General features: G+C 35.4%; 8 protein-coding genes. 6 read left to right on the top strand and 2 right to left on the bottom strand.

Going from position 1 to position 13,613, the window contains the following annotated elements; genetic code table 11:
* The first annotated feature begins 44 nt into the window (after window positions 1–44).
* The 5 genes from AC51AA_RS00820 to AC51AA_RS00800 all read left to right on the top strand — a co-directional run bounded on the left by AC51AA_RS00820 (window position 45) and on the right by AC51AA_RS00800 (window position 6,736).
* Window positions 45–1,241 (top strand): aspartate aminotransferase family protein, encoded by a 1,197-nt coding sequence (locus AC51AA_RS00820; RefSeq protein WP_500703847.1) that lies wholly within the window; start codon window positions 45–47, stop codon window positions 1,239–1,241.
* Between the two features lie 270 nt (window positions 1,242–1,511).
* Complete coding sequence (locus AC51AA_RS00815; RefSeq protein WP_500703846.1) at window positions 1,512–2,915, top strand: tetratricopeptide repeat protein; 1,404 nt, start codon at window positions 1,512–1,514, stop codon at window positions 2,913–2,915.
* Window positions 2,908–3,657, top strand: a complete 750-nt coding sequence (locus AC51AA_RS00810) for a shikimate dehydrogenase family protein (RefSeq protein ID WP_500703845.1) — start codon at window positions 2,908–2,910, stop codon at window positions 3,655–3,657. The genes AC51AA_RS00815 and AC51AA_RS00810 overlap by 8 nt, the downstream gene beginning before the upstream one ends.
* A gap of 479 nt (window positions 3,658–4,136) precedes the next feature.
* Complete coding sequence (locus tag AC51AA_RS00805; RefSeq protein WP_500703844.1) at window positions 4,137–6,128, top strand: DUF349 domain-containing protein; 1,992 nt, start codon at window positions 4,137–4,139, stop codon at window positions 6,126–6,128.
* A 188-nt stretch (window positions 6,129–6,316) separates the two neighbouring features.
* Window positions 6,317–6,736, top strand: a complete 420-nt coding sequence (locus AC51AA_RS00800; RefSeq protein WP_500703843.1) for an OsmC family protein — start codon at window positions 6,317–6,319, stop codon at window positions 6,734–6,736.
* 72 nt (window positions 6,737–6,808) lie between these two features.
* Here the strand turns inward: AC51AA_RS00800 and AC51AA_RS00795 are convergent, their stop codons facing one another.
* Window positions 6,809–8,077, bottom strand: a complete 1,269-nt coding sequence (locus tag AC51AA_RS00795) for a tetratricopeptide repeat protein (protein ID WP_500703842.1) — start codon at window positions 8,075–8,077, stop codon at window positions 6,809–6,811.
* A 46-nt stretch (window positions 8,078–8,123) separates the two neighbouring features.
* A complete protein-coding gene (gyrA, locus tag AC51AA_RS00790) occupies window positions 8,124–10,742 on the bottom strand; it encodes a DNA gyrase subunit A (RefSeq protein WP_500703841.1) in 2,619 nt (872 codons plus the stop codon).
* A 257-nt stretch (window positions 10,743–10,999) separates the two neighbouring features.
* Between gyrA and AC51AA_RS00785 the strand changes: the two genes are divergently transcribed.
* Window positions 11,000–13,546 (top strand): ATP-dependent Clp protease ATP-binding subunit, encoded by a 2,547-nt coding sequence (locus AC51AA_RS00785; RefSeq protein ID WP_500703840.1) that lies wholly within the window; start codon window positions 11,000–11,002, stop codon window positions 13,544–13,546.
* Window positions 13,547–13,613: the final 67 nt, after the last annotated feature.

Raw genomic sequence — 13,613 nt, 5'->3', positions numbered from 1 at the left:
ACACTGGATCTTAAAAAAGCTTAGCCCTTTCTAAATACAAAAAAATGAATCCCGATTTTATAAAATATCAAGCACAAACCTCCCCCTATCCTCTAGGAATGGAAGTTTCACATGCCATTGGCTCTTATATTTACGATACTAGCAACAAAGCCTATTTGGATTTTGTAGCGGGTGTTTCCGCTTGTACTCTTGGACATCAACATCCCAGAGTCAACCAAGCCATAAAAGACCAATTAGACAAATACTCTCACGTGATGGTTTATGGTGAATATTCACAAAGTCCAGCCGTACAATATTGCAAATTACTAGCTTCACTGCTACCGGAATCTTTAAATAAAACCTATTTAGTTAATTCAGGTACCGAAGCCATCGAAGGAGCACTTAAATTGGCCAGAAGAACAACAGGTCGAAGCCAGCTTATATCGTGCCACAATGCCTATCATGGCAATACCATGGGATCCATGAGTGTCATGGGTTTTGAAGAACGCAAACGCGCCTTTCGTCCCTTGCTTCCTGATGTCGATTTCATTACCTTTAACAATGTAGCGGATCTAGAAAAAATAACCACCCGAACGGCAGCCATTCTTTTAGAGACCATTCAAGGTGGCGCTGGATTTATTGAACCAGAGGATAATTTTCTTCAAAAAGTGCGCAAACGTTGTGACGAAGTGGGCGCTCTGATGATCGTCGATGAAATCCAACCTGGCTTTGGTAGAACGGGAAAACTTTTTGGTTTTCAAAACTATGATGTCGTACCCGATATCGTAGTCATGGGAAAAGGTATGGGTGGTGGAATGCCCGTTGGTGCTTTTACTGCTGCCGCTGAAAAAATGGATCTATTAACCGAAAATCCAAAATTAGGTCATATTACCACTTTTGGAGGTCACCCTGTCATTGCGTCAGCATGTCTGGCAACCTTGCAAGAAATAACTGAGACTAATTTAATGCAGGAAGCATTAGACAAAGAAAAACTTTTCAGATCACTTTTGGTACACCCTTTGATAAAGGAAGTTAGAGGAAAAGGATTAATGCTTGCCGCAATGACCCAGACAGCTGAGATAACCAATGAAGTCATTCTAAACTGCCAGGAAAAAGGGCTCATTTTATTCTGGTTGCTCTTTGAAGGATGCGCCATACGAATAACACCTCCCTTGACTATTTCCGAAGAAGAAATAAAAGAAGGTTGTACCATAATTTTAACGGTTATGGATGAAATAATGAAAAGAAAACAAAACATATAAAGAGAGGCTAATTTCACCGATCTACTTTCGTTTTTATTTACTCAATAACAAAACAATGCGGTGCGTCATTGGGTTCAAAAGCCCAGTTCGCCAAAACAACAGAACACAAACCCAATTAATCTTTTCAATATCAAAAGATTACAACTTAAAACAGCGCGTAAATGCTGTCCATATTGTTAATTAAATTGTTCAAAACAATTAATTCTCTTCCCACTCAACAAGAATATGGTTGCCTAATTTTATAACAGGCTAATTTCAAATAAACACAGTATGCAATTAAGCAACGAAGAAGAAGATTATAACCTATCCCTATCCAAATTTGAGTCCATGTTGAAAACCAACAAAGTACTCTTTTTTGATTCTGAAGAATTTGAAGAAATTATTCTTCACTACTTAGACATAGGTAAGGCTAATTTAGCAAAAAAGGCCTTAAAACTTGCATTAGATCAACACCCTAAATCTACAGGCTTAAAATTAGTACAAGTAGAAATGTTGGTGTACGACGACAAACTTGAAATCGCTGAAAAGCTTTTAAACGAGTTATATGCAATCGAACCTAACAACGAGGAAATTTACATCCAAAAAGCCAATATCTGCTCTAAGAGAGACCAACACGAAAAAGCAGTAGAATTACTTAAAATTGCTTTGCAATATACAGACGATTATGCTGACGTATACAACTTAATCGGAATGGAATATCTGTTTATGGATAACCTCGAGCTGGCAAAAGAGAACTTCATCAAATGTCTTGAAGAAGATTTAGAAGATCAATCTGCCTTGTACAATGTGGTATATTGTTTTGAATTTTTAGATCAAAACCAAGAAGCCATACTGTATTTAAACAATTATATCAATAAAAACCCTTATAGCGAAATCGCTTGGCATCAGCTAGGACGACTACATTATGGAGTTAAAGAATACGAAAGCGCCATTCGTGCTTTTGACTATGCGACCCTAATCGATGATGAATTTTTAGGCGCGTTCATGGAAAAAGCAAAAGCAAATGAGCGTCTTAAAAAATACACCGAAGCCATTGAAAGCTATAACCGCACCATCGAGTTAGACGATGCGACTTCCTATGCTTTATTGCGTATTGGAAAATGTTATGAAAAACTAGGCAACTCGATTAAGGCCTTACAATATTACAATCAAACAGTTCATGAAGATCCACTTTTAGACAAAGGTTGGATTGCCATAACGGACTTTTATGTTCGTCAAAAAAACTTTCAAAAAGCCTTGTTTTTCGTCAACAAAGCCCTAGCCATCGACAATCAAAATCGCTTGTACTGGAAACGCTACGCTACGATAAACAAACAAATGAACTTTTTTGAAGAAGCCGAATTTGGCTATAGAAAAGCTGTTGAATTTGGTGATTTCGCTTTAGACACTTGGTTGTTTTGGGTAGATATCCTTCAATTTTTAGGCGAATTCGAAAGTGCCATTCAAACCTTGTTACAAGCCACAGAATACTTCCCTGAAGAAAACGAAGTGGAATACCGATTGGCTGGACTCTATTTCATGATTCAAGACAATACAAAAGCAAAATTTCATTTAAGCAATGCCTTGCGTTTAAACTTTGACAATTACATCTTAATAGAAGATTTATTTCCAGTAGTTTGGACAAAAAAAATGGTACAAAATTATATTACAAAACATAAAAACAACAATGATTGATATTTTAAAAAGACGTTTTGGCTTATTAGGACGTAATATTAGTTACTCTTTCTCGAAAGGATATTTTACCGAAAAATTTAGTGATGAAGTTTTTGTAGGCAACAGCTATGAAAACTTTGACATCTCTGAAATTAATTATTTCACCGAATTGGTTAAAAACAATCCCGACTTAAAAGGTCTAAATGTTACCATTCCTTACAAAGAACAAGTCATTCCCTTTTTAGATAAACTTTCTAAAAAAGCAAGCTTAATTGGAGCTGTCAATACCATTAAATTTACCAAAAAAGGTAAACTAAAAGGGTACAACACAGATTATTATGGCTTTAAAAAATCGCTAAAACCATTATTGAAGCCTCATCACAAAAAGGCCCTTATCCTAGGGACTGGTGGAGCTTCAAAAGGAGTTGCTTTCGCTCTTGACGAACTAGATATTGCCTATACTTTTGTTTCTAGAGAAGCCAAAGAGAACATTATCGATTACAGTTTAATCAACGCGACCACTTTTGATAATTACCAGATTATTATCAACTGTACCCCAGTGGGTACAAGTCCAAATATCGAGGCTTGTCCAGAGCTTCCGTATGCTTTCTTTACAGACAAACATATTGCATACGATCTGATCTACAATCCTGAAGAAACACAATTTTTAAAAAATGCCAAAGCAAACGGTGCAACCATAAAAAATGGCTACGACATGCTTATTTTTCAAGCGGAGAAAGCTTGGAAAATATGGAATAAATAAAATACTACAACCCAATAAAACCTCAAATGAGTAATTTAGTGAATCTAAACTACTCATTTGAGATTACTTTACTCTTTTCATTTTCCCTCCTTGAAAAACATTTGTAAGACAATCAACCATTCCTTTTAGGTGCTCTTATAGATTTCGTATTTTTTCTCAACCCTGTGAAATTTTTCTACTACCGCCCTTCCCTGAAAAAAAATCGACTCCATTAGCTACGAATTTCTTTCTTATTTCGAAAAAATCAAATCTCTTTTGATTAAAATGCAATTTTATAAACGTTTTTCTTAAAACATTATGCTTTCCAAATTTAAATTTACTTTAAAAAATCCACAAAAAAGCAGCCATCATATTTCTAAAACCCCACATTAAATAAGAATTTCATCGGGAAATACGGTATAAACAAGTGATTTATTTTGTATTTAGAAACTCCTTTACTATCTTTCGCTCTCTTAAAATAAAAACCTTATACATTTAAAATGTTAGAAGAAAAGAATGATAACCTGCAAGAAGCAGACGGAAAATTAGGAATCGATTTAAGTGATTCTATACAAGATGATGCAATTGAAACTTCAAGTTCAGAACCAGCTATTGAAGAGGTCGCTTCAGCTAGTGAAAGTGAGTCAGAAAACACCACTGAAGCTACTGAGCCCACTCACCAAACTGCGCTAGATGCGATAACCGATTCGAATGCTGCAGAAAGTGAAGATGAAACATTAAAAGAGCGTCACGATATCCCTATGCAGGATTATGACACTTTTTCATTGGATGCTCTTGTTGATGAATTAAAAAAATTAGTCAATACAGACAAAGCTATGTCTGTAAAAGATCATATTGAAGAGATTAAAAAATCATTTTTACTACAATACAATCATCTTATAGAGGAGAAAAAAGAAGAATTTAATGCTTCTAATCAAGATCCAAATGAAGAATTTGAATACCATTCTCCATTAAAATCTAAATTTGATGAATATTATAATGTTTTTAGAGAAAAAAGAAATGCTCATTTTAAGCATTTACAAACCAATTTAAAATCGAATTTAGAAAATCGACTAGCTATAGTAGAGGAACTAAAAGAACTTATAAACCCACAAGAAAACATCAAAGACACTCTTAAGCATTTTAATGATTTAAGAGAAAGATGGAAAAATGCTGGGGCCATTCCAAAAGATAAATACAATCACGTTTGGAACAATTACCATTTTCATGTAGAAAACTTCTACGATTACCTGCATTTAGACCGCGAAGCTAGAGATCTAGATTTTAAATACAATTTAGAACAAAAGCAGAAAATCATTGCGCGTGTCGAGGAATTGGTAAACGAAGCAGATATCAGCAAATCATTCCGTGAATTACAAGACTTACACAGAATATGGAAAGAAGATATCGGGCCTGTTTCTAAGGAACACCGTGATACCATCTGGAATAAGTTTAGCGAATTGACTAAAAAAATTCACGATAAAAGAGAACTTTTATTCGAAAGTCAAAGAGCGAACGAACAAAACAATCTAGAGGCCAAAAAAGAGATCATTGCCAAAATTGCGGTTTTAGGTACTGAAAAAGTAAACTCTCATTCACAATGGCTGGTGCAGATACAAAAAGTAGAAACGCTTAGAAATGAGTTTTTCGCTGCTGGAAAAGTACCTACAGAAGTAAATGAAGAAACATGGGCTGCCTTTAAAACTGCCGTTAGAAATTTTAATTCTTTTAAAAATTCTTTTTACAAAGACATTAAAAAAGATCAAAACGACAACTTAAATAAAAAAATGGCGCTTGTTGCCAAAGCTAAAGAATTACAAGAAAGTACTGACTTTGGCGCTACTACTCCTGTAATGAAACAAATTCAGGAAGAGTGGAAACAAATTGGGCATGTTCCTAAAAAATATTCCGATAAAATCTGGAAAGAGTTCAAAGATGCTTGTAATCATTATTTCGACAAATTAAAAGAGCATAAATCGGAAGAAAACGTTGACGAAGTAGCCGCTTTTGACAACAAAAAATCCTACTTAGATATCTTGAGAGCTTACCAACTTACTGGTGATCACAAAACGGATCTAGATGCTATAAAATTACATATCGAAACCTGGAAAGGATTTGGTAAAGTACCTTTCTCTAGAAGACACATTGAAGGAAAATTCAATAAAATTTTAGATGCGCTTTTTGAAAAATTAAGCTTGAGTAAAAAAGATTCTGAAATGATGCGTTTCTCCAATAGAATTGACTCTTTATCCGATAGCAATGATACGCGAAAATTAGACAACGAAAAGATTTTCTTAATGCGTAAGATCGAAGAGGTAAAACATGAAATTTTTCAATTAGAGAATAATATTCAATTTTTCGCCAACACAAAAAATGCAAAAAAAGAAAACTCAATCGTTCTTGAAGTTCGCAAAAATATTGCACTTCACAAAGAAAGTCTAGAAGTTTGGAAAGAAAAATTAAAACAATTACGCAACCTAAATCAAGAATAAGATTTAGCGACATACAATTCACTTTAAGGTGTAATGAATATTTTCATTACACCTTTTTTTTTGAATCTCCCTAACCACTAACCAATTAAGCCAACTAGATTGCCTTTTATTGTTTATATTTGGATATCTGTTTTCAACAAAAATCAATACATTAATCACTTTAATTATTAATTCTAATCGTTATCAAGATGAAATTTACTAGAAAAGCGAATGCCAACTGGAAAGGAACCGGTATGGAAGGAAAAGGTACTATCAGCACACAAAGCACCACATTAGACCATGCTCAGCTATCCTTTAAAACAAGATTTGCCGATGGTGTAGGTACCAATCCTGAAGAACTAATAGCTGCAGCTCATTCAGGCTGTTTTACGATGCAATTAAGCTTTTTACTTAACGAGGGAGGATTTGTAGCCGATGATTTAACCACAGAAGCTACCGTAAGCTTTGAGGACGGCTCCATCACTTTGATTCATCTGGACTTAAAAGGAAAAGTTCCCTCTATATCTGAAGAAGAATTTATCAAAACAGCGACAAAAGCAAAAGAAATTTGTCCCATCAGTAAACTATTAAACACGACTATCACCTTAACAGCATCGTTAATTACGTAATAAGGCACTTTTAAGACCAAAAAAAGCCATTCACTTGTGAATGGCTTTTTTATTATAATAATGCATTTAGAATTACATAGTCGCTTTTAAAGCTTTTGCTTCAGCAGTCATTTCTAACGCTTTGTAAACACCTAATAATGTTTTAGAAACATCTTCGTTCTTAGGATCCAATTCATTTGCTTTTTTAAGGTAAGGAATCACTCCTCTAAAAACGTTTTCTCTTTGTGCTTTTAATACATCGTAACGCTTCATATCTTTAGCAGAAGTACCTAATTTATTCATTTCATCAATGATTGGTCTTTCCGCTTCTAATTTTAATGCAGCCAAGTTAAGGTAAGCATTTGTATACTTTGGATTGATTTCAATCGCTTTCAAGTAATACTTCTCAGCATCTGCATTATTCTTAGCATTAGCACTAAGTACCCCTAAGTTAAAAACTAAATCAGCATTGTTCGGTTCTTTTTGCAAAGCCTCTCCCACTAATTTCTTATACATATCGAAGTCTTTTGTCTCCAAGTATAAATTAGCTTCCGTTAACAATAAAGAACTATCCTCTGGATTTGTTTTTCTTGCATCAGCGATCGCTTTTTTAGCATCTTCCGTACGTCCTTTTTGAACTAAAATTAAAGCTAAATTTTTGTATACCTCTCCTCTTTTAGAAGGAATTGCTTCAGTTTTTGGTTTTTCATGAGTTCCCAATTTTACCGCTAAATCTCTTTCTTTAGCATTGTTGAAAACATCCTCATTACTTGAGATCTTATTCACAGCAGTATAACTAGTCCCTTTTCCTGAGAAATTGATTTTTTTCAATTCTTCATACATTGGTAAAGCTAGATCGTAATCTTGTGAATTTGCAGCTGTAGAAGCAGCATAGTACAAATTGATTGTATCATTTTTATCCAACAAATAAGCATCGTACAATTTTTTTGCACCCTCTGCATGTTTGCTAGCTTGCGTATCTGCAATAGCCGAATTAATTAATTTTCCTTTAATCTCTGTGATTGAAGCAGCAGCCTGAGTAGAATACTTTAATTTTCCAGATGTTTTTTCAACCTCTATTAATTTTTTGTACGTATCAGCAGCAAGAGTTAAGTTTTTACTTTCCTCTACTTTTTTATTTGCCAAATCTAGATAAGCATTACCTTTTATAAAATAATATTGTGCTTGTTCAACGTCTTTAGCATTTACTATTAAGTTCTCAGCATCTTTTAAAAGGGCAATAGCTCCCTGAGCATCTCCGCCTTTTAACGCCTTTTCAGCACTTTTGATTTGATCTTTTTGAGCAAAAGTAGCTACCGAAATCATTAAAGCTGACGCAAGTATTACATATTTACTTTTCATAATATTCAATTTGTGATTTAGTTTTATTATCAATGGTTAAATTTTCTTATTCTTCAGACTCTTCGTCTTCCGCATCATCTTCGTCTTCTAACTCCTCTTCCGACTCGTCTTCATCCTCATCTTCCTCTCCACCTTCGTCTTCAAGAACTTCTAAAACAGGTTTCACTCTTTCAATAGCATCCCCTTCGATCACATTACCATCTTCGTCAAGTTCCACTTCTGCAACATCGTCTTTCATTACTTTGGTAACCGCTGCAATAGAATCTTTTCCTTTAATGTTAATCAACTTCACTCCTTGCGTCGCGCGTCCCATAACTCTTAAATCTTCTACTGCCATTCGGATCGTTAAACCAGATTTATTAATGATCATTAAATCATCAGCATCTGTAACCGCGTTTATAGAAATTAACTTACCTGTTTTTTCTGTGATATTAAGCGTTTTAACACCTTTACCTCCTCTATTGGTAATTCTATATTCATCAAGGCTTGAACGTTTACCGTAACCATTCTCAGCCACAACAAGAATCTCGCTACTCATATCATTTACAGTAACCATACCAATTACTTCATCAGTATCGTCTTTCAATGTAATTCCACGTACTCCTGAAGCAGTTCTTCCCATTGGACGGGTTTTAGTTTCTTCAAATCGAACTAATTTACCCGATTTAACAGCCAAAATAATCTGACTCTCTCCATTGGTTAATTTAGCTTCTAACAACTCATCACCTTCTTTAATAGTAATAGCAGCAACTCCATTTACTCTAGGTTTAGAATACTTCTCTAGGGACGTTTTCTTCACCTGACCTTTTTTAGTTACCATGACCAAGTTATGGCTATTGATATACTCTTTGTCTTTTAAGTCTTGTGTACAAATGAAGGCTTTAACCTTATCGTCACTTTCTATATTAACCAAGTTTTGTATCGCTCTACCTTTCGCGGTTTTACTTCCTTCTGGAATTTCATACACACGCATCCAGAAACATTTTCCTTTTTGTGTAAAGAACATCATATATTGGTGGTTGGTCGCTACGAACATATGCTCAAGGAAATCCTGATCTCTTGTTCCTGCACTTTTTTGTCCAACTCCTCCTCTATTTTGTGTTTTATACTCGGTAAGATTAGTACGTTTGATATAACCTGCATGCGAAATGGTAATCACCACATTCTCATCTGCAATTAAATCTTCAATACTTACATCTCCTCCTGAATACTCAATTATCGAACGACGAGCATCTCCGTATTTTTCACGTATTTCCTCAAGCTCTTCTTTAATTAAATTTGTTCTTAAATTAACATCCTCTAATAAAGCTTTCAAATGTTCGATCAATTTCATCAACTCTTCGTACTCCGCTCTTAACTTGTCTTGCTCCAGACCTGTTAACTGACGCAAACGCATCTCTACAATCGCACGAGCTTGAATGTCTGACAATTTAAATCTTTCGATTAATTTCTCACGAGCTTCTTCTGTATTCTTTGACCCTCTGATTAACGCAATTACTTCATCAATATTGTCAGAAGCAATGATTAAACCTTCTAAAATATGTGCTCTCTCTTCAGCCTTACGCAATTCAAAACGCGTTCTACGAACCACTACATCATGACGGTGCTCAATAAAATAATGAATCATATCTTTTAGATTCAACATTTGAGGACGCCCTTTTACCAGTGCAATATTATTGACACTAAATGAAGATTGCAGTTGCGTAAATTTATATAACGTATTTAATACTACGTTTGGTGTTGCATCACGCTTCAAAATATAAACGATACGCATACCATTTCTATCCGATTCGTCACGAATATTGGCAATACCCTCTATTTTTTTATCGTTTACCAAATCAGCAGTACGCTTGATCATATCCGCTTTATTTACCTGATACGGGATCTCAGTAACGATAATACATTCTCTTCCGTCTACTTCTTCAAAACCAACTTTGGCACGCATTACAATACGTCCTCTACCGGTTTTAAATGCTTCGCGAACTCCTTCATACCCATATATTGTACCACCGGTTGGAAAATCCGGCGCCTTAATATGCGTCATTAATTCGTCTATCTCAATATCGTTATTATCCAAGTACGCTAGGGTACCATTGATCACTTCTGTTAAGTTATGTGGTGGCATATTGGTTGCCATACCCACTGCAATACCTGTTGCTCCATTGACTAATAAAGTAGGAACTCTAGTAGGCATTACTTTCGGTTCATATAACGTATCGTCAAAATTCAGTTGAAAATCAACTGTTTCTTTTTCGATATCCGCCATAATGTCTTCCGAGATTTTGCGCATTCTAGCCTCAGTATAACGCATTGCTGCCGGGCTATCCCCATCAACAGAACCAAAGTTACCTTGACCATCCACTAATAAATAACGCATACTCCATTCCTGAGCCATACGAACCATCGCATCATAAACAGAGGTATCTCCGTGTGGGTGATACTTTCCTAGAACCTCTCCTACGATTCTAGCCGATTTTTTATGAGCTTTATTTGAAAAAACTCCTAAGTCATACATTCCGTAAAGAACTCTTCGATGAACTGGTTTCAAGCCATCTCTAACATCAGGAAGTGCTCTCGATACGATTACTGACATCGAATAATCGATGTAAGCTGATTTCATTTCATCTTCTATGTTAATAGGAATTAACTTTTCTCCTTCAGACATAAGTTGTTATATTAAATAATTATATTAGTTTCAAAGCGTGCCAAGATACGTTTTTTTGATATTTTTATAACTATATTCACACACTTATTTCAATGATTTATTAACAACTTTATTACGGACTTTAGTTAATAAATTAAGCGTTTTTTAACTCTTTTATAGTTATTTTTTTTGTCTCTTAGCTGTCAGGAGATTCTGAAGGGTATGGTTTTTGTTTTTCAATCACTAATTCACTAAATTTACAATACCAATTATATATTATGGATGATAATTTTTCACCAAGAGTAAAAGATGTTATTACCTACAGTAAAGAGGAAGCCCTACGTTTGGGTCACGACTTTATTGGTACTGAGCATCTAATGCTAGGCATTTTAAGAGATGGTAACGGAAAAGCTATTCATATACTTAATAACCTTGCAGTCGATTTAGATCATTTACGCAGGAAAGTAGAAATACTGAGTCCAGCTAACCAAAGCATTGAAATCAATGCCGAGAAGAAAAATCTTCACCTTACTCGTCAAGCAGAGAGGGCACTGAAGACCACCTTTCTTGAGGCAAAAGTATTTCAAAGCTCGTCCATTAGTACGGCGCACTTGCTATTGTGTATCTTACGAAACGAAAACGATCCAACAACCAAGCTATTGAATAAACTAAAAATAGATTACGATATAGCTAAAGAACAATATTTAAATATGACTCCAAGCGAAGAAGAATTCTTAGAAAACTTGCCAAGAAACGAATCGTATAATGACGATTCAGGACAAGATGACAGTCTTAAAGAAAGTAGTTTTAATAATCCAGCCAATAAGTCAAACAAAAAATCAAAAACCCCAGTACTCGATAATTTTGGGAGAGATTTAACAGAAATGGCTGAAGAAGGAAAACTAGATCCAGTAGTGGGCCGTGAGAAAGAAATCGAACGTGTCTCACAAATTCTTAGCCGTAGAAAAAAGAACAACCCACTTCTTATTGGAGAACCTGGAGTTGGTAAATCTGCTATTGCAGAAGGACTAGCGCTACGAATCATTCAGAAAAAAGTATCTCGTATTCTTTTTCACAAACGTGTGGTTACTCTTGACCTAGCGAGTTTAGTCGCTGGAACAAAATACCGCGGTCAGTTTGAAGAAAGAATGAAGGCGGTGATGAACGAACTTGAAAAAAATGATGACATCATCCTTTTCATCGATGAGATTCACACTATCGTAGGTGCTGGCGGCGCTACAGGCTCACTGGACGCATCTAATATGTTTAAACCGGCCTTAGCAAGAGGTGAAATCCAATGTATTGGAGCTACCACTCTTGACGAATATCGTCAGTACATTGAGAAAGATGGTGCCTTAGAGAGACGTTTTCAAAAAGTAATCGTAGAACCAACCTCTGTTGAAGAAACCATTGCCATCTTAAATAATGTAAAAGACAAATACGAAGACCACCATAACGTAACCTACACACAAGAAGCTATTGAAGCCTGTGTTAAGTTAACCAATCGTTATATGTCAGAGCGTTTTTTACCAGACAAAGCTATTGATGCTCTTGACGAAGCAGGTTCTCGCGTACACATCACCAATATTGACGTTCCTAAGCAAATCTTAGACCTAGAACGTCAGTTAGAAGAAGTGCGTGAAATGAAAAACTTGGTCGTTAAAAAACAAAAATACGAAGAGGCTGCTAAACTTCGCGATGACGAAAAACGCATTGAAAAAGATCTAGCTGTTGCCCAAGAACAATGGGAAGAAGACTCTAAAAACAATAGAATCGAAGTCACTGAAGACAATGTCGCTGACGTTGTTTCGATGATGACTGGAATACCTGTAAACAGAATTGCCCAAACAGAAAGTAACAAGCTAGCCAAATTACCGGAGCTAATCCAGAACAAAGTAATTGGTCAAAACGAAGCGGTATTAAAAATTGCCCGTTCTATTCAACGTAACAGAGCTGGTCTAAAAGACCCTAACAAACCTATTGGTTCGTTTATCTTCTTAGGTCAAACTGGAGTTGGAAAAACACAATTAGCCAAAGTTTTAGCCAAAGAGTTATTTGACTCTGAAGACGCTTTGGTACGTATCGACATGAGTGAATACATGGAGAAATTCGCCATCTCACGTTTAGTAGGAGCGCCTCCAGGATATGTAGGATACGAAGAAGGGGGTCAATTAACGGAAAAGGTTCGTAGAAAACCATATTGCGTTGTCCTTTTAGATGAAATCGAAAAAGCACATCCAGATGTATTCAATATGATGCTTCAAGTTCTTGATGACGGTTACTTAACAGATAGCTTAGGTCGAAAAATCGACTTTAGAAACACCATCATCATCATGACCTCTAATGTTGGAGCTAGACAGTTAAAAGACTTCGGACAAGGAGTCGGATTTGGAACTGCTGCAAAAGTGGCCCAAGCCGATGATAATTCAAAAAGCATCATCGAAAATGCTTTGAAGAAAACTTTTGCTCCTGAGTTCTTAAACAGAATTGACGATGTTATTGTATTCAATGCTCTAGAGAAACACGATATTGATTTAATTATCGAAATCGAGCTTAAAAAATTATACTTACGTGTAGCCGAACTAGGATACAAACTAAGTCTAACTGACAAAGCAAAAGCCTTTATTGCCGACAAAGGTTTTGATAGACAATTTGGTGCAAGACCACTAAAAAGAGCAATTCAAAAATACGTTGAAGATCTTTTAGCTGAAGAAATTATCACTTCAAAAATTCATTCAGGTGATGAGATTTTAATGGACATAAAAGACGATTCTCAAGAACTTTCTGTAGAAATACACCAAGCCGAAGAACCTACAAATCCATAAAATAATTTCACTTTATAACACCAATAACAAGCCCGTTACGTTTTTATAACATAACGGGTTTATTCTT

The organism is Flavobacterium sp. OHVDL-2026-0007 (assembly GCF_059882335.1).
The sequence above is the reverse complement of the archived record's forward strand: the minus strand, read 5'-3'. Positions and strand labels throughout refer to the sequence as shown.

Excerpts from the sequence above, each read along its gene's own strand:
- AC51AA_RS00785 (WP_500703840.1), top strand. The coding sequence starts at position 11,000 with ATGGATGATAATTTTTCACCAAGAGTAAAAGATGTTATTACCTACAGT.
- AC51AA_RS00805 (WP_500703844.1), top strand. The coding sequence starts at position 4,137 with ATGTTAGAAGAAAAGAATGATAACCTGCAAGAAGCAGACGGAAAATTA.
- AC51AA_RS00820 (WP_500703847.1), top strand. The coding sequence starts at position 45 with ATGAATCCCGATTTTATAAAATATCAAGCACAAACCTCCCCCTATCCT.
- AC51AA_RS00810 (WP_500703845.1), top strand. The coding sequence starts at position 2,908 with ATGATTGATATTTTAAAAAGACGTTTTGGCTTATTAGGACGTAATATT.
- AC51AA_RS00800 (WP_500703843.1), top strand. The coding sequence starts at position 6,317 with ATGAAATTTACTAGAAAAGCGAATGCCAACTGGAAAGGAACCGGTATG.
- AC51AA_RS00815 (WP_500703846.1), top strand. The coding sequence starts at position 1,512 with ATGCAATTAAGCAACGAAGAAGAAGATTATAACCTATCCCTATCCAAA.
- gyrA (WP_500703841.1), bottom strand. The coding sequence starts at position 10,742 with ATGTCTGAAGGAGAAAAGTTAATTCCTATTAACATAGAAGATGAAATG.
- AC51AA_RS00795 (WP_500703842.1), bottom strand. The coding sequence starts at position 8,077 with ATGAAAAGTAAATATGTAATACTTGCGTCAGCTTTAATGATTTCGGTA.